The 1054-nt window shown below is 74.9% G+C and carries 1 protein-coding gene; it reads right to left on the bottom strand.

Going from position 1 to position 1054, the window contains the following annotated elements; genetic code table 11:
- Positions 1–1054, bottom strand: a 1054-nt coding sequence (locus tag AB0G08_RS30175; RefSeq protein ID WP_358094383.1) for an acyltransferase domain-containing protein, incomplete at both ends; no start/stop codon positions are given.

The raw sequence follows: 1054 nt of genomic DNA, 5'->3' as shown, positions 1-1054 counted from the left end.
CACCCAACAACACCGGCAAATCCACCAACCCACCCCACCGCAACGGCAACTCCAAACCCACCACCCGACCCAAACCCCACACCGCAGCACCCGCGACATCGGCCAACACGTCCGAGCCGCCGACCGACACCGCCCCACGCGTCAGCCACCACAGCCGGCCCGACCCACCGACGTCGGCCAGCGCCTGCACCACGGCCAGCGCCGTCGACACCTCGGCGGCGGCCGGGACCGCGGACGGCTCCGGCCGGTCGGCCAGCGACAGCAGGGACACCACGTCGGCGTCCCGGCCGTCGGTCCCCATCGCCTCCCGCAGCAGCTGCGCCACCCGGTCCCGGTCCGCGCCGGCCGGGACCAGCACGGGGACCGCCCGGTCGGCCCGGGCGGCGAGGGCAGCGACCACCGGGTGGTCCTCCTGCCCCGGCGCCATCAGCAGCAGCCAGGTGCCCGCCAACGTCACGGACTCCGGCACGGTGGCCGTACGCCACGTCGCCCGGTACCGCCAGGAGTCGACGGCGGCCCGCTGCTGCGTGGCCCGCCGCCACCGGGCGAGCTTGGGCAGCAGCGCCGTGGACGGCTCGTCCGCGCCCACCGCCAACTCGTCGCCCAGCACGGCGAGGTCACCGGACTCGACCGCCGCCCAGAACTGCTCGTCGGACGGGGCGTTGGTCCCCTTCAGAGCCTTGGCGGGCTGGGGATCCTCCAGCCAGTAGCGCTGCCGGTCGAAGGCGTAGGTGGGCAGCTCGACCACGCGCGGCCGGGCGCCGGCCTGGTGCAGGTACGCCGCCCAGTCGACGGGCACGCCGGCGGCCCAGAGCTGCCCGACGGCGGTGGTGAGGGTGGTGACGTCGGACTGGTTGCGGCGCAGCGTGGCGACGTACCGCACGTCGTCGCCGGCTTCCGCCTCGGCGGCCATGGCGGTCAGTACGGCGTCCGGGCCGACCTCCAGGAACGTGTCGACGCCCTGCTCCCGCAACGCCGCCACACCATCGGCGAACCGCACCGGCTGCCGCACGTGCCGCACCCAGTACTCCGGATCCACCAACTCCAACGCATC

Source organism: Micromonospora sp. NPDC023644, assembly GCF_040640115.1.
Lineage (GTDB): Bacteria > Actinomycetota > Actinomycetes > Mycobacteriales > Micromonosporaceae > Micromonospora.
The sequence above is the reverse complement of the archived record's forward strand: the minus strand, read 5'-3'. Positions and strand labels throughout refer to the sequence as shown.